Consider the following 19437-nt stretch of genomic DNA (forward strand, 5'->3'; position numbering starts at 1 on the left):
ATCCCTCGTTCAAACCGGCCCTAAGCGCGGGATTGCGTAGAGATCGGATGATCCATCGGTTACCGTGGGGCCCCATGAACGTGGCAGTGAATGTGACGAGCAGCTGGATAAACGGTGCGCCTGTGGCGACGGCCGGGGGCACCCATCAGATCATCGACCCCGCGACCGGCCGGCCTGTCGTCGACTACGCCCTGGCCACTCCGGCCGACGTGGACAACGCCGTCGATGCCGCCCGCAAGGCGTTCCCCACCTGGTCGAAGGCGACGCCCGCCGAGCGGTCGGCGGTCCTGGCCAAGCTGGCCAAGCTCGCCGACGAGCACGCCGATCAGCTGGTGGCCGAGGAGGTCAGCCAGACCGGCAAGCCGGTACGCCTGGCCACCGAATTCGATGTCCCCGGCAGCGTCGACAACATCGACTTCTTCGCGGGTGCGGCACGCCACCTGGAGGGCAAGGCCACCGCCGAGTACTCCGGTGACCACACCTCCAGCATCCGGCGTGAAGCCGTCGGCGTCGTCGCCACCATCACGCCGTGGAACTACCCCCTGCAGATGGCGGTGTGGAAGGTTATCCCGGCGCTGGCCGCAGGCTGTTCCGTCGTCATCAAGCCCGCCGAGATCACCCCTCTGACGACCCTCACCCTGGCCCGGCTGGCCACCGAGGCCGGCCTGCCGGACGGTGTGTTCAACGTCGTGACCGGCGGTGGCGCCGACGTCGGCACCGCGCTGGCCGGGCACCGTGACGTCGACGTCGTCACCTTCACCGGATCCACTGCGGTCGGCCGCAAGGTGATGGCCGCCGCCGCGGCACACGGACACCGCACCCAGCTTGAGTTGGGAGGCAAGGCGCCGTTCGTGGTGTTCGACGACGCCGACCTGGACGCCGCGATCCAGGGTGCCGTCGCCGGTGCCCTGATCAACACCGGCCAGGACTGCACCGCCGCCACCAGGGCGATCGTCGCCCGCGACCTGTACGACGACTTCGTCGCCGGCGTGGCCGAGGTGATGAGCAAGATCGTCGTCGGCGATCCGCACGATCCCGACACGGACCTGGGCCCGCTGATCTCGTTCGCGCACCGGGACAAGGTCGCCGCCATGGTGGCCCGCGCGCCTGAGCAGGGCGGCCGCGTCGTCACCGGAGGCGTGATCCCGGATCTGCCCGGCGCGTTCTACCGGCCTACCTTGATCGCCGATGTCGCGGAGACCTCTGAGGTGTACCGCGACGAGATCTTCGGTCCGGTGCTGACCGTGCGGGCGTTCACCGACGACGACGACGCGATCCGGCAGGCCAACGACACCGACTACGGCCTGGCCGCCTCGGCCTGGACCCGGGACGTGTACCGGGCGCAGCGGGCCTCCCGCGAGATCAATGCCGGGTGTGTGTGGGTCAACGACCACATCCCGATCATCAGCGAGATGCCGCACGGCGGCGTCGGTGCGTCGGGCTTCGGCAAGGACATGAGCGATTACTCGTTCGAGGAGTACCTCACCATCAAGCATGTGATGAGCGACATCACCGGTGTGGCCGAAAAAGAGTGGCACCGAACGATTTTCAGTAAGCGCTGAGCGTCTGGTCGAGAGGTCGCCCGCCGTGACCATGACGTGCGTGGTGATCGGGGCGGGCGCGTGGGGGTTGCCCGCCGCGGCTGAGCTCGCCCGCCGCGGGCACCGGGTGACGCTGATCGACCGCTACGGCCCGCTGAACGGACTGTCTTCCTCGGCGGGATCGACCCGGTTGTGGCGGCTCGCCGACCCTGACCCGATGCGGGTGCGGACGGCGCAGCGTGGTGTCGACGCGATGCACCGCCTTGCCGAGCGGGCGGGAACCCCGGTGTTCCTCACCCGTGGTCTGCTGTGGCGCGACGACGAGTCGCTGCCGGCCGTGGAGTCGACATTGGCGGCCCTTGGCGTCGCGTACGCCAATGTGCCTGCGGCGGACGTGGACCGGTTCTTTCCTGGTCTGCGCGGCGACGGGCGTGACGCCCTCTGGCAGCCGGTCGCCGGAATCGTGCTCGCCGAAGCATCGCTGCTGGCTCAGTCGAAGATCTTTCAGAGTGCCCCCGGCACAACGCTTCTCGAGCGTGACGTGGCACGCGTCGAGAAAGCCGCCAACGGCGTCCGCGTGGTGCTGGCAGACGGCGACATCATCGATGCCGATGTCGCGGTGATCGCGGCCGGGCCGGGAGCGGCGCCGCTGCTGTCGCCGCTCGGGCTGGACCTGTCGCTACACCCGTATCTGGAACAGGTGGTGTACTTCGGCGATCCCGCGAATCCTGCTGCCACCGACGACTTTCCATGTCTGTTCGATGGACCGTCGGGCGACCGTCCGGGCATCTATGCCATGCCGTCGCCCGGTGCGGGCTACAAGATCGGTTTGGATGCCCCGTTGCGGGACTACCGGGCCGGCGATGTCGATCGGACCCCTGATGATGGGCGGTCCGCGGTGCTCCGTGACCGGGTGCAGACCGACATGCCCGCAGTGGTTCCGACCGTGCTCAATGCTCAGGTCTGCAGTTGGACCGACTCTCCCGATGGCACCTTCGTCGTCGACCGCCTCGACGGTGGGATCGTCGTCGCCTGCGGAGACTCGGGGGAGGGCTTCAAGTATTCCGCGCTGATGGGTGAGGTGCTCGCCGACCTGGCCGAGGGGCGCACGCCGGACCCGGATGTCGCCCAGTGGTCGTTGGCTCGCTTTGCGACGGGCGTGCCTGAACGCACGGGCCCACACGTGCTCGGCAGGCACTAGGCGCCCGTCAGGGGGCCACGAAATCCCTCGTAAAGGCCGACTATCGCAACGGTAATCGTGGGTGGATAGGCAGAACGCCGCCGATACCGCATGAGTGTGTTCTGCATCACAATTCTTGGGGAATGTGATGGAAGCCTTGCGGACCGTCCTGGACCAGACATAGGGTTCGTTTTCAGCGAACAAAGTGTTCGCTGAAAACAATCCTCTTGCTCGTATGAGACGAACGGACATTTCGATATGAGTGCGACTGTCGAGCCTGATCCCGCTGGGACGGCAGACACCGTGGTCGGTGCCCGGATCCGGCAGTTCCGCGCCGCGCGGAAGATGTCCCTTCGCCAGTTGGCCGATCGCGCCGGCATCTCCCCGGGCTTTCTCAGCCAAGTCGAACGCGGACAGGTCAACGCGAGTGTCGGGACCTTGCGCCGGTTGGCGCAGTCGCTTGGCATCGTGCTGCCCGACTTGTTCACCGACGACGAGGTCACTGACGTTCGCATTCTCCGGAAGGCGGCTCGTCCCACCATCGAGGTGTCAGAGCTGAGCTCGAAGTACCTGCTGTCGCAGAAGCCGCTGCGAAACCTCGAGGTTTACGCGGGTGAACTGTCGCCCGGATCGAGTGCGGGCGAGGCGTATGTGCACGGTGACGCGCAGGAGATCCTCATCGTCATCGCCGGCACCCCGACCCTTGAGCTCGACGGTGAGCGTTATGTGCTCGAACCGGGCGACAGCGCGGAGTACCGGACATCCATGCCGCACACCGTCCACAACTTGAGTGACGCACCGGTCGAACTCATCTGGATCGTCAGCCCCCCGACTGACTGGCCGACCTGACGGGCCGCTCGCCCGCTGCGGATGTGCCCGCATCCGCGAACCCCTTTCCGCCCAGATCAAAGGAGATCCGCAATGAACATGTCACCCGTAGTCCGCAGTGTGCCCGCCTTGATCGCCGCAGGCGTTCTGCTGGCCACCGCGTGTACGCCTGCGGGTCCCGGCCAAGCGGCCGACGTGGATCTGGGCGGCGGACCGCCGCAGGCCGGCACCGTCAAAGAAGGCGCACTCAAGGGCATGACCCTGACGTTCGTGTCGTACGGCGGCATCTTCCAGGACGGTCAGACGAAGGCGGCGATCGAGCCGTTCGCAGCGCAGTCCGGCGCAAAGGTGTTGCAGGACGGGCCTACTGAGAACTCGAAGATCAAGGCTCAGGTCGACTCCAAGAACGTGACCTGGGATGTGGTCGATAGCACCAACGTGTTCACCGCCAAGAATTGCGGCACGCTGTTCATGCCGCTGGACACCAGCATCGTCGACATCAGCAAGCTGCCCCCGGGCACCAAGACCGACGACTGTTCGGTCCCCGCAATGGGTTACGGACTGATCGTGGTCTACAACACCAAGAAGTACGGGGCGAACCCGCCGAAGACCTGGACCGACTTCTACGACACCGCGAAGTTCCCCGGCAAGCGGGCGATCGAAGGCGTGCCCGGTGAACTCGACCCCGGCGTCCTCGAGGGTGCGCTGCTCGCCGACGGTGTCGCCCCGGACGCGATGTACCCGATCGACATGGACCGGGCGCTGGCCAAGATGAACAGCATCCGCAAGGACACGGTCTTCTGGACCACTGGCGCACAGTCCCAGCAGCTCATCGAGTCCGGCCAGGTCGACATGGCGTTGGTGTGGAGCGGTCGTGCGTACTCGGCTGTCAAGAACGGGGCGCCGTTCGCTCCGATCTGGGACCAGTGGATGCCCGAGGCCGACACGATCGCCGTTCCCGTCGGCGCCAAGAACCCCAAGGCGTCGATGGCGCTCATCAACTTCTACCTCGGTGCCCAGCAGCAGGCCAAGCTTGCCGAACTGACGTCGTACAGCCCGATCAACGTCGATGCCAAGCCGCAACTCGACGACCTGGCCCGGTCGTACCTGACCACCACGCCGGAGCGGGAAAAGGACCGGTTCCCACTTGATCTCGGGTATTGGGCCGAACACCAGGAAGACATCGCCAACAAGTACACGTCCTGGCTCGCGGGCTAGGAGGTCTCGTTCCATGACGATGGTCGATGTTCTGGCGGGCGGAGCGCCACCCAAGACCCAGACCACTCCCACCACCTCCGGTCGGAGGCTCGGCGACATCGGTTTGTTGGCGCCGTCGGTTCTGCTCGTCCTCGGGGTGTTCGGACTGCCGCTGGCCATCATGTTCTGGCAGGCGTTCAGCGACCCAGAACTCGGCTTCGGCAATTTCGCCTGGTATCTGGGCGATTCCGTGCAGCGCAGCGTCCTGTCGCGCACGTTCACGACGGGCCTCGAAGTCACGGTGATCTGCCTGGTGCTCGGCTATCCCTACGCCTACGCCATGGTCGCGTTCGGGCCCGCGGTCCGGATCGCACTGACCCTCATCGTGTTGGTTCCGTTCTGGACCAGCCTGATGGTGCGCACGTTCGCCTGGGTGATCCTGCTCGAGGACGGCGGACCGATCCAGACCCTGCTGTCGTTCGTCGGGCTGGGCAGTGTGCCGTTGCTTCGGACGAACCTGGGTGTGGTCATCGGCATGAGTCAGATCCTGTTGCCGTTCATGGTGTTGCCGCTGTACGCCGTGATGTCTGGAATCGACCGGCGCCTTGTCCTCGCATCCTCGAGTCTCGGTGCGCGACCGGTCATCTCGTTCGCGCGGATCTGGGTTCCGCTGTCGCTGCCCGGCGTCGGAGCCGGGTGCCTGATGGTGTTCATCAGCAGCCTCGGCTTCTACGTCACCCCCGCGCTGCTCGGTGCACCTGATGACGCTCTGATCAGTCAGCAGATCTACGTCCAGGTCACCAGCTTGTTGGCCTGGGGCAGGGGAGGGGCGATGGGTGTGGTGCTGCTGCTCGTCACGTTCCTGGTGCTTGCCGCCCTGCTGTACCTGCTGCGCCGAAACCGTAAGGAGCGCACGGCATGACACGGTATGCAAAGACGTTCTGGAACGTCCTGCTCGGGTTGTTCTGTGCGGGGGTCGGCTTGTGGTTGGTCGCACCGTCGTTGATCGTGGTGCCGCTGAGCTTCACCGATCGTCCGTCGTTCGCGTTCCCGCCGACCGGATGGTCGACGCGCTGGTACCACACGTTCTTCGAAGATCCCGCGTGGATTGCCGCGCTGAAGGCAAGCCTGGAGGTCGGTGTCCTGGTGGTCGTGTTCGCCACCTTGTTCGGCACGGCCGCGGCGGTGGCGCTCAGCCGCACCCGGCTGGCCGGCCGGCAGGGCATACGTGCGTTCCTGTTGGCTCCCATGGTTGTTCCGGTGATCGTGGTCGCCGTCGGCCTCTACGCCTTGTTCCTGAGGCTGAACTTGCTCGGGACCCTGTTCGGCTTTGTCGTCGCGCACACCATGCTGGCACTGCCGTTCGTCATCGTGCCGGTGATGGCCAGCCTGCAGGGATTCGACCGGCGGCTGGAGGATGCGGCCGCGATCTGCGGTGCCGGCCGCTGGACCACGTTCCGTACCGTCACACTGCCGCTGGTGGCGCCGGGGGTGCTCTCGGGCGCGCTGTTCGCGTTCGCGACGAGCTTCGACGAGGTCGTGCTATCGCTGTTCATCCAGAACCCGTACCTGCAGACGCTGCCGGTCAAGATGTACGCCTCGGTCACGCGCGACACCGATCCCACGATCGCTGCGGCCGCCACCCTCATCCTCGCCCTCACAACGGGTCTGACCGTCGTTGCGGGCATCTACTCGCGCAGGAGGAATCGTGTCCACTGACAACACCCCGCACGGTGCGTCGATCACCTTGCGCGGTCTGACCAAGACCTACGGCTCGGAGAAGGCCGTCGACGCCATCGACCTCGATGCGCGGCCGGGTGAGTTCCTCACTCTTCTCGGCCCGAGCGGTTCGGGAAAGACCACCACCCTCAACATGATCGCCGGCTTCGTCGACGTCACCGAGGGGGAACTGCTGATCGACGGCCGGCCGGTTGCCGATCTCCCGCCGTACCGCCGCAACATCGGCATGGTGTTCCAGCACTACGCGCTGTTCCCGCACATGACGGTGACAGACAACGTCGAATACCCGCTGCGCCAGCGCAAGATGGCCAAGGCGCAACGTCGCGAGAAGGTGGCGGCCGCGCTGCGTACGGTCGGTCTCGACGGCTACGGCAAGCGGATGCCCAAGGAACTGTCCGGTGGTCAACAGCAGCGCGTCGCCTTCGCGCGGGCCATGGTCTACGAGCCGCGCGTGCTGCTCATGGACGAGCCGCTGGGCGCGCTGGACAAGAAGCTGCGTGATTCGCTGCAACTCGAGATCAAGCGCATTCACGGTGAACTCGGCACCACGTTCGTCTACGTCACCCACGACCAGGACGAGGCGCTGGTGCTGTCGGACCGCATCGCGGTGTTCAACAAGGCGCGCATCGAGCAGATCGGTTCGCCCACCGACCTTTACGAACACCCGAAGAGCGTCTTCGTGGCCCGGTTCCTCGGCGAGTCGTCGCTGTTCTACGGAAAACTCGAGGACGGGCGCGCCGTCAACGCCTATGGCCGGCGGATCGTGGCCGGTCGGGGTGATTCGAGGCGTGGTGACTCGGTGGCCGTCGTGGTGCGGCCGGAACGGCTTCGCATCGTCACCGGTGACACCGAGCCGGACGCTGTCAATGCGGTGCCGGGCACCGTGATTCAGGAGATCTACCTCGGCAACTCACGCAAGGTCGAGGTCAGCCTGCCCGACGGCACCGTCGCGCTGGTCCGCGAGAGCGCGGACAGCATCACACCGACCCAGGCGGGGCAAAAGGTGTGGTTGACGTTCGATCCCGACGTCGCCACCATCCTGCCCGCCGACAACTGATCAACCGCCACAAGTACAGGAGAACCAAGATGTCCCCCGACGGTCGCACGACCAGCGGTCTTGCCAATGACTTCGTGAACGGCAGCGTGTCGTTCTGGTATCGCGCGGCGGGCTGGCCGGAATCAAGACCGGCTCTGCCGGGTTCGCTCGAAGCCGACGTCTGCATCGTCGGGGCGGGCCTGACCGGCTTGTGGGCCGCCTACTACCTCAAGCGCGAACAGCCAGACATCCGGATTGTCATGCTGGAGAAGGAGTTCGCCGGGTTCGGGGCGTCCGGCCGCAACGGCGGATGGCTCTCCGCCGAACTCGCAGGATCCCGCGATGCCTATGCCTCCACGCACGGCCACGACGGCGTCGTCGCACTCATGCAGGCCATGCGGGGCGCCGTGGACGAGGTCATCGACGTCACGAAGTCCGAAGGCATCGACGCCGACGTGGTCAAGGACGGCGTGCTGCATGTGGCGCGCAACCAGGCGCAGATGGGCCGGCTCCGCGAATCTCTCGACTACGAGCGGAGTTGGGGTGCCACCGAGGACGACTTCGTGGTCCTCACCGGCGACGAATCCAATGCCCGCATCCGGGTCGAGCGCGCCATGGGCGCTCTGTTCACCCCGCACTGCGCGCGGGTGCAGCCGGCCAAACTCGTTCAGGGGCTGGCCCGCGTGGTGGAGGGCATGGGCGTCGCCATCTACGAGCAGACCGAAGTGACCGACATCAAGGCCGGGCGTGCCATCACGGCCCGTGGCGATGTCCGGGCACCGGTGGTCCTGCGCTGCCTTGAGGGCTTCACCGCGACCATGCCGGGACAGCGCCGGGCGTGGCTGCCGATGAACTCCTCGATGGTGGTGACCGAACCCCTCCCGGATTCCGTTCTGCAGCAGGTCGGTTGGAACGGCGCCGAGCTCCTCGGCGACTACGCGCACGGCTACATGTATGCCCAGCGCACGGCTGACAATCGAATTGCGCTGGGCGGCCGGGGGATCCCCTACCGGTACGGTTCGGCACTCGATCATCGCGGAGCCACCCAGCAGTGGACCATCGATGCTCTGGGCGCCCTGGTGCGCGACATGTTCCCGGCGACCCGCGACGTTCCGATCGAGCACGCGTGGTGCGGGGTGCTCGGGGTGCCGCGCGACTGGACTGCCACCGTGGACTTCGACCGGGCGAGCGGGCTCGGCACCGCGGGTGGCTATGTCGGCAGCGGCCTGACCACCACCAACCTGGCCGGGCACACCCTTGCCGATCTCGTGCTCAAGCGCGACACCGCGCTCACCCGGCTGCCCTGGGTGGGGCGTCGGGTCCGAAAATGGGAGCCGGAGCCGTTGCGGTGGTTGGGAGTTCAGGCGATGTATGCGCTGTACAGGACCGCTGATCGTCGCGAGTCCACGCGTGGCCTGTCCGGCACGAGTGGGCTGGCACGTGTGGCGAACAAGATCACCGGGCGCTGACGCGATGGAGACGAGTGTGAACCTGCTTCATGTTGACGCGGACACGGTCGAAATGCCCGAGCCGCAACCGAAACCGACGAGCGTCAGCGGCCAGCTGGAGTCCTCGCTCGGTGTCTGGGCCGATGCGGTGACCGATACCGGGGTGTGGGAATGCGGCCCGGGTGAGTTCAGCGCGGACCGGTCGAGTGCGACCGAGGTGTGCCACATCATCTCGGGCTCCGGCACCGTCGTCGGTGAGGACGGAACGAGCGCCGACATCAGGCCCGGCAGCCTGCTGGTCCTGCCAAAGGGGTGGCGAGGAACGTGGTTCGTCAAGGAGGCGATCCGCAAGACCTACGTCATGGTGGGTGCCTGAGGGCGTCGTTCGTCTGATGCGTCCTAAACTGGGGCCATGACCGCGAGCGCTCGGGTCGGCGAGTTCGAGGAATTGCGGCCCCATCTGCTGGCCGTGGCCTACCGGCTCACCGGAACCTTCGCCGACGCCGAGGACATCGTCCAGGATGCGTGGATCCGCTGGGAAGCCAACCAGACCACGATCGCTGACCTGCGGGCCTGGCTGACCACCGTGGTGAGCAGGCTCGGCCTGGACCGGTTGCGCTCGGCGGCCCACCGGCGCGAGGCCTACTACGGGGAATGGCTGCCAGAGCCCGTGGTGACCGGGCTCGACGCGAATGACCCACTCAACGCGGTGGTGGCCGGGGAAGACGCCCGGTTCGCCGCGATGGTGGTGTTGGAGCGGCTCACCCCCGATCAGCGCGTGGCCTTCGTGTTGCACGACGGGTTCGGCCTACCGTTCACCGAAATCGCCGGTGTGCTCGGCGTCAGCGATGCTTCGGCCCGCCAGTTGGCCTCCCGGGCCCGTCGTGCGGTCGCCGACAATCCGCCTGCGTCGTCGGCCGACGATTTGCACAACCAGGTGGCGGGCGAGCTGATGGCCGCGCTGGCGTCGGGGGAGCTCGACGCCGTCGTGCGGTTGCTGCATCCCGACGTCACGTTCACCGGCGATTCGAACCGTCGTGCCCCGACGGCTGCCCGCGTCATCCGCGGGCCGGACAAGGTGGCCCGGTTCATCCTCGGGCTGGCCAAGCGCTACGGGCCGAATTGGTTGGCGGGCAGTCAATTTGCGCTCGTCAACGGCCAGTTGGGCCTCTACACCACAGGGGCGCCGGCCGGTGACGGCTACCCCGAGATGATGCCCCGGGTCACGATCTTCACGGTGCGGGACGGCTTGGTCTGCGCGGTCTGGGACATCGCCAACCCCGACAAGTTCACCGGATCCCCGCTGAGAGGTGCACAGTGATGCCGAACGAGCCCGGAACCCTGGCGCACACGTTCAGCCGAATGATGTTCCGCGGCATGGACAAGATGCGCCACCGCGATGCCTTCGACATCGGACCGGCCACCGCGAGCACCTTCGCCGGGTTCGGGAACTACCGGCAGATCGTGTTGGTGACTTTCAAGAAATCGGGGGAGGCGGTGCCCAGCCCGATCAACCACGGCATCGCTGACGGCAAGCTCTACGTGCGCACCGATGCGTCGACCGGGAAGGTCAAACGCATCCGTAACAACCCGGATGTCCTTGTGGTGGCGAGCAGCCTGCGCGGCAAGCCCATCGGCCCCGTGGTGGCCGGCGTGGCGCGCATCCTGCCTGAGCCGGAACACGCGCATGCCAACGCGGTGATCGCCGCCAACTGGAGCTCACCCATGAAGCTGCTCGAGCGCAGCCTCGATGTGAGTAGTCAGACCCTGGGTGTGCCAATGGCTTTCATCGAGATCACGCCCGCCGGGGCGTGACAGCATCCGGCGTCACAAGACGTACGGGATCAACGCTTTGCGGTCGGTGGGGTACTCGGGAAACTTCTCCTGATACCAGTCGTGGGTGCCCAGCGCCCGGGGGATCAGGTTGCCCGCGGTGATCAACAGGATGGCAACCCCGGGCAAGGCCCAGGTCAGTATTGCGAAGCCGGACCAGGCGATGATCTCGCCCAGATAGGCCGGGCTGGTGACGAACCGGAAGCCGCCGCCGAACGGGATCCGGTATTCGGCAGCACCCGGGTTGTTCTTGTCACGCAGGTTCCGCACGATCGATTCGGAATTGACCAGTAGCGCGAACCCACCCAGGTAGATCACCAACCCCACCAGGAATCGCGGGTCGGTCAGCCACTCGGTGGTGTACTGCCCGAAGAAGTCCTGGCTGAACAGGGTTCCGTTGAGGTAGCCGTGCATGGAGGTGACGAGCATGCCCATCACGATCACCGAGATGTTGAACGTGCCGCGCTTGCCGGGCACCTGGCGGATCGCGAGCGGGAAGAACCAACCGCGGTTGGCGTAGTGCAGCAGCCAGATCCCGGCGAGCACCAGGGACGTCGGCTCGAATCGGTTCGGCCCGGCCAGGTAGCTGATCAAGAACACCACGGTGGCGGGGATCTCCATCAGCCACCAGCCGAGCTTCGGGTTGAGGTTCAAGCCGAGTTTCGTCGTCGAGAAGCGCCCGTAGGAACTCTGTGCGAAGAAACCGCCGATGATCACGAATGCCGCGAACGCGAAGGCCGCGGTCAGCACCGTGTCATAGAACGTGTTGCCGGTGTACCAGTGCATGGCTGATTCCTAGGTGAGCTGGCGGTTTCAGCGGCTGCCGCCGCTATTTCTGTAACGTGTTCTACCACCCTGGCTCAGCCTGATGCCAGCGACACGGTCACTGGGCCCACGGAACGCGGCATGCATCTCCGGAGTTGAAGCCCTGCTCGGTGATGCCCAGTGCCGAGTACATCCGGGACCGCATGTTCTCCACGCCGATCTGGTAGGTCAGCTCGATCACGCCGTCGTCGCCGAAACGCCGGCGTAGGTCGGCCACCTGCTCGTCGGTGACGGTGTGCGGGTCTGTCGTCATCGCATTGGCGTAGGCGATGGCGGCGCGCTCGTCATCGGTGAACAGTGGCGACGTGGCGTAATCGTCGATCGACTTGAGCCGTTCGACGTCGAGGTTCTCCAGCCGCATCAGCATGGAGCCGAAGTCCACGCACCACGAGCAGCCGACGGTGCGGGCGGTCCAGAACACCGCGAGCTCGCGGACCGTGGCGGGCAGCTTCTTGGAGCCGCCCTGCAGCAGCATCTCGTGGACGCCGTTGGCGACCAGCAGACGCGGGTGGTTTGCGGCCACGGCGAACGGTTCAGGGACCTCGCCGAACTGGCGCTTGGCGTACCAGTACATGGCGCGGGTCAGCAGGCCGGCCTGTTTGGGGGTGACGGCGGGAATTCGTGTCTTCGTCTCGGTCATACGAGTTAGACGAGGCAGCCCCGCAATGTGTGACAGTGCAAAACGGGCGCCGACTCTGCGCTCAGATCGTGATTCCCCTCGAAAACACGATCTGAGCGCAGAATCGACGCCCGGTAAGCAGCGTCGGCGACGAGACCTAGCGCGCGAACATCAGCGCGCGCTTGACCTCCTGGATCGCCTGGGTCACCTGGATGCCACGCGGGCAGGCCTCGGTGCAGTTGAACGTGGTGCGGCAGCGCCACACACCGTCGACCTCGTTGAGGATGTCCAACCGCTCGGCGGCCGCCTCGTCACGCGAATCGAAGATGAACCGGTGTGCGTTGACGATCGCGGCCGGGCCGAAGTACGACCCCTCGCTCCAGTACACGGGGCAGCTGGTGGTGCAGCACGCGCACAGGATGCACTTGGTGGTGTCGTCGTAGCGGGCCCGGTCGGTGGCGCTCTGGATGCGCTCCTTGGTGGGCGGGTTGCCACTGGTGATCAGGTACGGCTTCACGGCGCGGTAGGCGTCGAAGAACGGCTCCATGTCCACCACGAGGTCCTTCTCCACGGGCAGGCCGCGGATCGGCTCGATGGTGATGGTGAGCTGCTTGCCCGCTTTCTTGGGCAGCAGGTCACGCATGAGCACCTTGCAGGCCAGCCGGTTCACGCCGTTGATCCGCATGGCATCCGAGCCGCACACGCCGTGGGCGCAGGAGCGCCGGAAGGTCAGCGTGCCGTCCAGGTAGCCCTTTACGTACAGCAGCAGGTTCAGCAGCCGGTCCGAGGGCAGGCAGGGAACCCGGAAGCTCTGCCAACCCGCGGCGTCGGGGTTCTCGGGGTTGAACCGGGCGATCTTGAGAGTGACCATGACCGCGCCCTCGGGGACGGGGGGCAGCTCCGGGTCGCCGGCTTCGGGCTTGTCGATGACTGGGGCGCTCATCAGTACTTCCGCTCCATCGGCTCGTAGCGGGTCTGGACCACGGGCTTGTAATCCAGGCGGATGTCGGAGAGCAGCTCGTTGCCCTCCTTGTAGGCCATGGTGTGCCGCATGTAGTTGGTGTCGTCGCGGTCGGGGTAGTCCTCACGCGCGTGTCCGCCGCGGGACTCCTTGCGGTTGAGCGCACCGACCACCGTCACCTCGGCCAGCTCCAGCAGGAAGCCCAGCTCGATGGCTTCGAGCAGGTCGCTGTTGTAGCGCTTGCCCTTGTCGTGCACCGTGATTCGGCTGTACCGCTCCTTGAGTGCGTGGATGTCGGTCAGCGCCTGCTTGAGCGTTTCCTCGGTGCGGAACACCGCGGCGTTGTTGTCCATCGACTGCTGTAGGGCAGTGCGGATGTCGGCGACGCGCTCGTGGCCGTGCTCGGACAGGATGTCGCCGACCCAGCCCACGACCATGTCGGCCGGGTTCTCCGGCAGGTCGACGTGATTGTGGTTGGCGGCGTACTCCGCGGCGGCGATACCGGCACGGCGGCCGAACACGTTGATGTCCAGCAGCGAGTTGGTGCCCAGACGATTGGCGCCATGCACCGACACACACGCACATTCACCGGCGGCGTACAGGCCCGGGATGACGTTGGTGTTGTCGCGCAGCACCTGGCCGTGGATCGTGGTCGGGATGCCGCCCATGACGTAGTGGCAGGTCGGGTAGACCGGCACCAGTTCGGTCACCGGGTCCACACCCAGGTAGGTGCGGGCGAACTCGGTGATGTCGGGCAGCTTGGCTTCCAGCACGTCCTCGCCGAGGTGACGCACGTCGATGTAGACGTAGTCCTTGTTCGGTCCGGCGCCGCGGCCTTCGAGCACCTCGAGCACCATCGACCGGGCGACGATGTCACGCGGCGCGAGGTCGACGATCGTGGGCGCGTAGCGCTCCATGAACCGCTCGCCCTCGCCGTTGAGCAACCGGCCGCCCTCGCCGCGAACGGCCTCGGAGATCAGGATGCCCAGGCCGGCCAGGCCTGTCGGGTGGAACTGGTGGAACTCCATGTCTTCCAAGGGAAGTCCCTTGCGGAAGATGATGCCCAGCCCGTCACCGGTCAGCGTGTGGGCGTTGGAGGTGGTCTTGTACATCCGGCCCGAACCGCCGGTGGCGAAGACGACCGCCTTGGCGTGGAAGATGTGGATGTCGCCGGTCGCCAGCTCGTAGGCGATGACGCCGGTGGCCACCGGGCCCGCCGGGGTGTCGGTCAGGGCGATGTCCAGCGCGTAGAACTCGTTGAAGAACTCCACGTCGTGCTTGACGCAGTTTTGGTACAGCGTCTGCAGGATCATGTGGCCGGTGCGGTCGGCGGCGTAACAGGCCCGGCGCACCGGAGCCTTGCCGTGGTCGCGGGTGTGCCCGCCGAAGCGACGCTGGTCGATGCGGCCCTCTGGCGTCCGGTTGAACGGCATGCCCATCTTCTCGAGGTCCAGCACCGCGTCGATGGCCTCTTTGGCCATGATCTCGACGGCGTCCTGGTCAGCGAGGTAGTCGCCACCCTTGACGGTGTCGAAGGTGTGCCACTCCCAGTTGTCCTCTTCGACGTTGGCCAGCGCGGCGCACATGCCGCCCTGTGCCGCGCCCGTGTGGGAGCGCGTCGGGTACAGCTTGGTCAGCACGGCGGTACGGACGCGCGGACCGGCCTCGACGGCCGCGCGCATGCCGGCGCCGCCGGCACCGACGATGACGACGTCGTAGCGATGTTCCTGAATCATTGGTTAGCCCCCAATATTCGGGTCGAAGGTGACCAGGACGTAGGTGCCCAGAACCAACGTGAACCCTGTCGCCAGCAGCAGCAGCGAATTCAGGTAGAACTTCGTGACGTTCTTACGGGCGTAGTCGCCGATGATGGTGCGCAGGCCGTTGGCCCCGTGGATCATCGCGAGCCACAGCAGTGCCATATCCCAGATCTGCCAGAACGGGGAGGCCCAGCGCTGTGCGACATAGTTGAAGTCGATGCGGTACACGCCGTCCTGCCACATCAGCATGATGAACAGGTGGCCGAGCGCCAGGAACACGAGTGCCAGACCCGAGAACCGCATGAACAGCCAGGCGTACTTCTCGAAGTACGGAATGCCGCGGGGACGACGGGGCGCGCGCGGGTGATCCAGCGCGGCCGGTCGGTCGTGTTCGCGTTCCAACACCGGTGCCGGACGGCCCAACCTCGACTCGCCCGCTCCTGGCGCGCTCACAGGAACCGCTCCGCCATGTGCATACCGAGAACTCCTAGTGCTGCGATGAGGACCACGGCAAAGACGCCGACGGCGACCGCGAGCATCTGCCGCTGGTAGCGGGGACCCTGCTGCCAGAAGTCGATGAGGATGACGCGGATGCCATTCAGTGCGTGGAACAGCACTGCGGCGACCAGGCCCATCTCCATCAATCCGACGATGGGGGTCTTGTACGTCTCGATGACCTCGTTGTAGGCCTGCGGGCTCACCCGGACCAACGCGGTATCTAGGACGTGTACGAACAGGAAGAAGAAGATCGTGGCACCGGTAATACGGTGCAGCACCCAGGACCACATTCCCGGATCACCGCGATAAAGGGTGCGCCGTCGTGCTTTCCTGGGTTGCGGAGCCGGTACCTCCGTCTGAGTACTCATCGGGCCCTCCAACGCCATCGGTGGGACGTCTGGGACTGCCTGTTAATTAGCCCCAAACCTCGGGGCGACTCTAAACCCATTTGTAGTGGCGAACGAATTACGGTTGAGCAGTTCGGCCCGCTGAACACACAAAAGTTAGGCTTACCTATCTTAATGTACGGGTCGGGAATTGGGGTTTCGGAATGCATTCAGAACCTACGTCCGGGGTTGTCGCATGACGATCGACATCGACTGGAATCTCTTGCGTAACAAGGCAATCGAAGTTTCAACCCGCGCCTACGCGCCTTATTCGGGCTTTCCGGTGGGGGCGGCGGCCCTGGTTGACGACGGCCGGATCGTGGCCGGATGCAATGTGGAGAATGTCTCATATGGCCTAGGTCTCTGTGCCGAGTGCGCTGTGGCCTGCGCCCTGCATTCCGGGGGCGGCGGAAGGCTCGTCGCGCTGGTGTGTGTGGGCCCCGACGGCGGTCTGCTGATGCCTTGCGGGCGCTGCCGGCAGGTGCTGCTCGAACACGGTGGGCCGGAGCTGCTCATCGACCACCCGAACGGCGCGCGACCGCTGCGTGAGCTGCTTCCCGACGCCTTCGGGCCCGATGATCTGATGCGCGGGTAAGGCCAAGTGGTCCAACAACTCCGGGGGCCCCGCAGTTACCGGCGAGTAGGTTGACGGCCATGCCTCATCTCGACGCGCCGACCGTCATCCGGACCAAGCGTGACGGCGGTGTGCTGTCCGACGCCGCAATCGACTGGGTGATCGACGGCTACACCCACGGCCGGGTCGCCGACGAGCAGATGTCGGCGCTGCTGATGGCGATCTTCCTGAAAGGCATGGCACCGGCCGAGATCGCCCGCTGGACGGCAGCCATGGTCGGCTCCGGAGAGCGGTTCGACTTCACCGATCTTCGTCGTGACGGAAAGCCGCTTGCCCTGGTGGACAAGCACTCCACCGGTGGGGTGGGGGACAAGATCACCATTCCGCTGCTGCCGGTCGTGATGGCCTGCGGTGCCGCCGTTCCGCAGGCGGCCGGGCGCGGGCTCGGGCACACCGGGGGAACGCTCGACAAGCTGGAGGCGATCCCGGGATTCACCGCGGAGCTGTCGAAAGCCCAGATCCGGCAACAACTTCGGGACATCGGTGCGGCGGTGTTCGCGGCGGGCGAGCTGGCACCGGCAGACCGCAAGATCTACGCGCTGCGCGATGTCACCGGCACCACCGAATCGTTGCCGCTGATCGCGAGTTCGGTGATGAGCAAGAAACTGGCCGAGGGCGCGCGATCCCTGGTCCTGGATGTCAAGGTGGGCCGCGGTGCGTTCCTGAAGACCGAGGCCGAGTCGCGTGAGCTGGCAGCCACGATGGTCGGCCTCGGCAATGCCAACGGGGTCCCGACCCGGGCCCTTCTCACCGACATGAACTGCCCGCTGGGCCGCACCGTCGGCAATTCCGTGGAGGTCGCCGAGTCGCTGGAGGTGCTGGCCGGCGGCGGACCGTCCGACGTGGTCACCCTGACCCTGGCGCTGGCCACCGAGATGCTCGACGCGGCCGGTGTCGACGGCACAGACCCCGCCGAGACGCTGCGCGACGGCAGCGCCATGGATTGCTTCCGTGCGCTGGTGGCGGCCCAGGGCGGGGACCTGAGCCGCCCGCTGCCGATCGGAGCGGCCAGCGAGACCGTGACGGCCCCGCACGGCGGCATCATGGGCGACCTCGACGCCATGGGAGTGGCGCTGGCGGCCTGGAGGTTGGGTGCCGGCCGTGCCCAGCCGGGGGAGCCGGTGCAGCTCGGTGCGGGCGTGCGGGTCCACCGCAAGCCGGGGGAGCCGGTGGTCGCAGGGGAGGCGCTGTTTACCCTGCACACCGACACCGCCGAGCGGTTGCCCGGCGCACTTGCCGAGCTCGATGGAGCCTGGACCGTCGGCGACGCCGCGCCGACGCAGCGAGCATTGATCATCGACCGGATCGGCTGACGCCCCGGATCGAGCCACGGGAACAACCGGGCCCGCCGAACGGGTTCTTCGTTGGACCATGAGAGCAGTCATCTATCGCCGCACCGGAAACGCCGACGAGGTTCTGGAACTGGTCGAGCGCGACCTGCCCGAGATCCGCCCCGGGCAGGTGCTGGTCCGGGTCGCGGTATCCGGTGTGAATCCGACCGACTGCCGAAGCCGGTCGGGTGAATCGTCGGACATGAAGTTCGCCGAACAGGTACCCAACCAGGACGGGTCCGGTGTCGTCACCGCCGTCGCCGACGGCGTCACCAACGTCCGTGTCGGACAACGGGTGTGGTTGTGGGAGGTGGCTTTCGACCGGCCGGCGGGGACGGCGCAGGAATACGTTGCGGTGCCCGCGCGGCACGTGGTGGCGCTTCCCGACGGTGTGAGTCTGGACGTGGGCGCCTGCCTGGGCATCCCGGCTTTGACCGCCCACCGTGCGCTCACCTCGGCCGAACGCGGCCCACATGAGTTGGCGCCCGGGGCGCTCACCGGGGCCTCGGTTCTCGTTCACGGCGGCGCCGGCGCCGTCGGCCACGCCGCGATCCAACTGGCAGCCTGGGCGGGCGCCACCGTGATCGCCACGGTGAGCGGTCCGCAGAAGGCGCTACTGGCCCGCAATGCCGGTGCGGACCACGTCATCGACTATCGCGCCGGCGACGTCGTAGCCGAGGTTCTGGCGATATCGCCGGGCGGAGTGAGTCACATCGTCGAGGTGGACCTGGCCGCCAATCTGGATACTGACGTCAATGTCATTGCCCCGCACGGCAATATCAACGTCTACAGCTACCGTCCGGGCGACGTGGTGCCGCTTCCGTCGCCGGCCATCCTCAGGAAGAACGCCCAGATCGGTTTCACCTACACCTACGGCACCGACCCCGAGTACAAGAACGCCGCGTTGCGTGATGTCAACGCCGCGGTCGCCGCAGGCGCCATGGGGGTCGGTGCCGAGCACGGACTGCCGATCCATCGCTACGACCTCGGTCACACCGCGGATGCGCATGCCGCGGTAGAGCAGGGTCTGGTCGGAAAGGCCCTCATCGACGTGTGCGTGCATGGCAGACTCTGACGATGACCGTGGTGGTGAAAAACGACCTCATCGACGGGATCCTGGACCGCTTCGCGGTACCGCCGAACTATCGTAACCATGTCTACCGCGGACTGAACTACCAGCTGAAACTACTTGGTACTGAAGAGGTTCCGAACGACATTGCGCTGGCCTGGGCCCTGCACGACATCGGCCTGTTCACCGCCGGTTGGGACTATCTGGGACCTTCGGTGAAACTCGTCGACGAACTTGCCGGCGACTACGACGTCGGCGACGTCGCACGGGTACGGCAAATGGTCGAGCAGCACCACAAGCTGCGGCCATGCCGGGACACCTGGGTGGAGAGTTTCCGCATCGCCGACCGGATCGACGTGACGCGGGGCGCGCTGGCCGGTGGTCTGGACCGGGCGGCCGTCGCAGAGGTCGTCGCGGCACATCCCTATGAGGGTTTCCACGGTTTTCTGCTGCGCACCGCCGCGGGCTGGGCGGCTCGCCACCCGCTTCGGCCCATGCCGATGATGCGCTGGTGACCTGACCGGCCGCCGTGCCGCCAACCCCTGGATGCG

At 66.3% G+C, this 19437-nt stretch carries 20 protein-coding genes and 1 pseudogene; 15 read left to right on the forward strand and 6 right to left on the reverse strand.

Going from position 1 to position 19437, the window contains the following annotated elements; genetic code table 11:
* The first annotated feature begins 74 nt into the window (after positions 1 to 74).
* From EYZ64_RS08880 to EYZ64_RS08930, 11 genes are all read left to right on the forward strand, one after another.
* A complete protein-coding gene (locus tag EYZ64_RS08880) occupies positions 75 to 1562 on the forward strand; it encodes a gamma-aminobutyraldehyde dehydrogenase (RefSeq protein WP_167857757.1) in 1488 nt (495 codons plus the stop codon).
* A gap of 31 nt (positions 1563 to 1593) precedes the next feature.
* Positions 1594 to 2742: an FAD-dependent oxidoreductase gene (locus EYZ64_RS08885; protein WP_286175269.1), complete on the forward strand. Its 1149-nt coding sequence runs from the start codon at positions 1594 to 1596 to the stop codon at positions 2740 to 2742.
* A gap of 237 nt (positions 2743 to 2979) precedes the next feature.
* Positions 2980 to 3570, forward strand: a complete 591-nt coding sequence (locus tag EYZ64_RS08890) for a helix-turn-helix domain-containing protein (RefSeq protein ID WP_090432475.1) — start codon at positions 2980 to 2982, stop codon at positions 3568 to 3570.
* A gap of 72 nt (positions 3571 to 3642) precedes the next feature.
* The gene (locus EYZ64_RS08895; RefSeq protein ID WP_135453108.1) at positions 3643 to 4767 is read left to right on the forward strand and encodes an ABC transporter substrate-binding protein; all 1125 of its coding nucleotides are present in this window, start codon (positions 3643 to 3645) and stop codon (positions 4765 to 4767) included.
* 13 nt (positions 4768 to 4780) lie between these two features.
* Positions 4781 to 5668 (forward strand): ABC transporter permease, encoded by an 888-nt coding sequence (locus EYZ64_RS08900; RefSeq protein WP_135453109.1) that lies wholly within the window; start codon positions 4781 to 4783, stop codon positions 5666 to 5668.
* Positions 5665 to 6465 carry an ABC transporter permease gene (locus EYZ64_RS08905; RefSeq protein WP_135453110.1) on the forward strand — a complete coding sequence of 267 codons (801 nt, stop codon included), beginning with the start codon at positions 5665 to 5667 and terminating at the stop codon, positions 6463 to 6465. The genes EYZ64_RS08900 and EYZ64_RS08905 overlap by 4 nt, the downstream gene beginning before the upstream one ends.
* Positions 6455 to 7543: an ABC transporter ATP-binding protein gene (locus tag EYZ64_RS08910; RefSeq protein ID WP_135453111.1), complete on the forward strand. Its 1089-nt coding sequence runs from the start codon at positions 6455 to 6457 to the stop codon at positions 7541 to 7543. Before EYZ64_RS08905 ends, EYZ64_RS08910 begins: the two co-directional genes overlap by 11 nt.
* Before the next feature lie 29 nt (positions 7544 to 7572).
* Positions 7573 to 8991, forward strand: coding sequence for an NAD(P)/FAD-dependent oxidoreductase (locus EYZ64_RS08915; protein WP_135453112.1), 1419 nt, complete (start codon positions 7573 to 7575; stop codon positions 8989 to 8991).
* A gap of 16 nt (positions 8992 to 9007) precedes the next feature.
* Positions 9008 to 9346, forward strand: a complete 339-nt coding sequence (locus tag EYZ64_RS08920; protein WP_210115490.1) for a cupin domain-containing protein — start codon at positions 9008 to 9010, stop codon at positions 9344 to 9346.
* A gap of 36 nt (positions 9347 to 9382) precedes the next feature.
* The gene (locus EYZ64_RS08925) at positions 9383 to 10291 is read left to right on the forward strand and encodes a sigma-70 family RNA polymerase sigma factor (protein ID WP_135453114.1); all 909 of its coding nucleotides are present in this window, start codon (positions 9383 to 9385) and stop codon (positions 10289 to 10291) included.
* Complete coding sequence (locus EYZ64_RS08930; protein WP_135453115.1) at positions 10291 to 10785, forward strand: PPOX class F420-dependent oxidoreductase; 495 nt, start codon at positions 10291 to 10293, stop codon at positions 10783 to 10785. The genes EYZ64_RS08925 and EYZ64_RS08930 overlap by 1 nt, the downstream gene beginning before the upstream one ends.
* 12 nt (positions 10786 to 10797) lie before the next feature.
* On the opposite strand, the gene EYZ64_RS08935 is transcribed toward EYZ64_RS08930, so the two are convergent.
* From EYZ64_RS08935 to sdhC, 6 genes and pseudogenes are all read right to left on the reverse strand, one after another.
* A complete protein-coding gene (locus EYZ64_RS08935; RefSeq protein WP_135453116.1) occupies positions 10798 to 11589 on the reverse strand; it encodes a phosphatidylethanolamine N-methyltransferase family domain-containing protein in 792 nt (263 codons plus the stop codon).
* 97 nt (positions 11590 to 11686) lie between these two features.
* Positions 11687 to 12292: pseudogene (locus EYZ64_RS08940) on the reverse strand (carboxymuconolactone decarboxylase family protein); the annotation flags it as partial.
* Positions 12293 to 12404: 112 nt separating this feature from the next.
* Entirely contained in the window at positions 12405 to 13190 is a 786-nt protein-coding gene (locus tag EYZ64_RS08945) for a succinate dehydrogenase iron-sulfur subunit (RefSeq protein ID WP_135453118.1), read from the reverse strand.
* Positions 13190 to 14944, reverse strand: a complete 1755-nt coding sequence (gene sdhA, locus EYZ64_RS08950) for a succinate dehydrogenase flavoprotein subunit (RefSeq protein ID WP_135453119.1) — start codon at positions 14942 to 14944, stop codon at positions 13190 to 13192. The genes EYZ64_RS08945 and sdhA overlap by 1 nt, the downstream gene beginning before the upstream one ends.
* Before the next feature lie 3 nt (positions 14945 to 14947).
* Complete coding sequence (locus EYZ64_RS08955; protein WP_135453120.1) at positions 14948 to 15421, reverse strand: succinate dehydrogenase hydrophobic membrane anchor subunit; 474 nt, start codon at positions 15419 to 15421, stop codon at positions 14948 to 14950.
* On the reverse strand, positions 15418 to 15834 hold the full coding sequence (gene sdhC / locus EYZ64_RS08960) for a succinate dehydrogenase, cytochrome b556 subunit (protein ID WP_084621995.1): 417 nt from the start codon (positions 15832 to 15834) through the stop codon (positions 15418 to 15420). Before sdhC ends, EYZ64_RS08955 begins: the two co-directional genes overlap by 4 nt.
* Positions 15835 to 16048: 214 nt before the next feature.
* On the opposite strand from sdhC, the gene EYZ64_RS08965 reads away from it, so the two are divergent.
* From EYZ64_RS08965 to EYZ64_RS08980, 4 genes are read left to right on the forward strand one after another with little or no spacing between them, the layout of a single operon-like run.
* The gene (locus tag EYZ64_RS08965) at positions 16049 to 16447 is read left to right on the forward strand and encodes a cytidine deaminase (RefSeq protein ID WP_167857758.1); all 399 of its coding nucleotides are present in this window, start codon (positions 16049 to 16051) and stop codon (positions 16445 to 16447) included.
* Positions 16448 to 16506: 59 nt separating this feature from the next.
* The gene (locus tag EYZ64_RS08970) at positions 16507 to 17799 is read left to right on the forward strand and encodes a thymidine phosphorylase (RefSeq protein ID WP_135453121.1); all 1293 of its coding nucleotides are present in this window, start codon (positions 16507 to 16509) and stop codon (positions 17797 to 17799) included.
* Between the two features lie 58 nt (positions 17800 to 17857).
* On the forward strand, positions 17858 to 18892 hold the full coding sequence (locus tag EYZ64_RS08975) for an NADPH:quinone reductase (RefSeq protein WP_135453122.1): 1035 nt from the start codon (positions 17858 to 17860) through the stop codon (positions 18890 to 18892).
* 2 nt (positions 18893 to 18894) lie between these two features.
* Entirely contained in the window at positions 18895 to 19401 is a 507-nt protein-coding gene (locus EYZ64_RS08980; RefSeq protein WP_135453123.1) for a hypothetical protein, read from the forward strand.
* Positions 19402 to 19437: the final 36 nt, after the last annotated feature.

It is taken from the genome of Mycobacterium sp. DL99 (genome assembly GCF_004762045.1).
In the GTDB taxonomy this organism is placed as follows: Bacteria; Actinomycetota; Actinomycetes; order Mycobacteriales; family Mycobacteriaceae; genus Mycobacterium.

Bases quoted from the DNA above. Each gene is read 5' to 3' on its own strand.
- EYZ64_RS08880 (WP_167857757.1), top strand. From the start codon at position 75: ATGAACGTGGCAGTGAATGTGACGAGCAGCTGGATAAACGGTGCGCCT.
- EYZ64_RS08885 (WP_286175269.1), top strand. From the start codon at position 1,594: ATGACGTGCGTGGTGATCGGGGCGGGCGCGTGGGGGTTGCCCGCCGCG.
- EYZ64_RS08890 (WP_090432475.1), top strand. From the start codon at position 2,980: ATGAGTGCGACTGTCGAGCCTGATCCCGCTGGGACGGCAGACACCGTG.
- EYZ64_RS08895 (WP_135453108.1), top strand. From the start codon at position 3,643: ATGAACATGTCACCCGTAGTCCGCAGTGTGCCCGCCTTGATCGCCGCA.
- EYZ64_RS08900 (WP_135453109.1), top strand. From the start codon at position 4,781: ATGACGATGGTCGATGTTCTGGCGGGCGGAGCGCCACCCAAGACCCAG.
- EYZ64_RS08905 (WP_135453110.1), top strand. From the start codon at position 5,665: ATGACACGGTATGCAAAGACGTTCTGGAACGTCCTGCTCGGGTTGTTC.
- EYZ64_RS08915 (WP_135453112.1), top strand. From the start codon at position 7,573: ATGTCCCCCGACGGTCGCACGACCAGCGGTCTTGCCAATGACTTCGTG.
- EYZ64_RS08925 (WP_135453114.1), top strand. From the start codon at position 9,383: ATGACCGCGAGCGCTCGGGTCGGCGAGTTCGAGGAATTGCGGCCCCAT.
- EYZ64_RS08930 (WP_135453115.1), top strand. From the start codon at position 10,291: ATGCCGAACGAGCCCGGAACCCTGGCGCACACGTTCAGCCGAATGATG.
- EYZ64_RS08935 (WP_135453116.1), bottom strand. From the start codon at position 11,589: ATGCACTGGTACACCGGCAACACGTTCTATGACACGGTGCTGACCGCG.
- EYZ64_RS08945 (WP_135453118.1), bottom strand. From the start codon at position 13,190: ATGAGCGCCCCAGTCATCGACAAGCCCGAAGCCGGCGACCCGGAGCTG.
- sdhA (WP_135453119.1), bottom strand. From the start codon at position 14,944: ATGATTCAGGAACATCGCTACGACGTCGTCATCGTCGGTGCCGGCGGC.
- sdhC (WP_084621995.1), bottom strand. From the start codon at position 15,834: ATGAGTACTCAGACGGAGGTACCGGCTCCGCAACCCAGGAAAGCACGA.
- EYZ64_RS08965 (WP_167857758.1), top strand. From the start codon at position 16,049: ATGACGATCGACATCGACTGGAATCTCTTGCGTAACAAGGCAATCGAA.
- EYZ64_RS08970 (WP_135453121.1), top strand. From the start codon at position 16,507: ATGCCTCATCTCGACGCGCCGACCGTCATCCGGACCAAGCGTGACGGC.
- EYZ64_RS08975 (WP_135453122.1), top strand. From the start codon at position 17,858: ATGAGAGCAGTCATCTATCGCCGCACCGGAAACGCCGACGAGGTTCTG.
- EYZ64_RS08980 (WP_135453123.1), top strand. From the start codon at position 18,895: ATGACCGTGGTGGTGAAAAACGACCTCATCGACGGGATCCTGGACCGC.